Origin of the sequence: Rhodococcus sp. PAE-6, assembly GCF_025290685.1 — a bacterium.
Lineage (GTDB): Bacteria > Actinomycetota > Actinomycetes > Mycobacteriales > Mycobacteriaceae > Rhodococcus > Rhodococcus pyridinivorans.
The window spans coordinates 1-250 of sequence record NZ_JAOCLZ010000175.1 but is presented as its reverse complement, the minus strand read 5'-3'; the positions used below and the strand labels follow the sequence as shown (position 1 = coordinate 250).

General features: G+C 71.6%; 1 pseudogene. It reads right to left on the bottom strand.

Features of this window, described 5'->3' with window-relative positions:
• Window positions 1-250 (bottom strand): annotated as a pseudogene (locus NVV99_RS26690) (hypothetical protein); the annotation flags it as partial.

Sequence of the window (250 nt, the reverse complement as noted above, 5' to 3'; positions counted from 1 at the left end):
CGCCTGTGACACCAGCTCGGTGATGGCCTTGTAGTCTGGCTTTCCACTGCCGAGCAGCGGCAGCTTCTCGACCGGCAGGATGATCCTTGGCAGAGCGAGCTCCGGCAGACCGGCCGTCCGCGCCGCCGCCAGCAGGGCCTCGCGGGTGGCGCTCGGCTGGTCCGTCACCAACAGGAGCTGCTCGCCCTTGCGCGGGTCCGGCACCGCGATCACGGCGTGATGACCCTCGGGCCAGAGCTCGGCGGCGGCC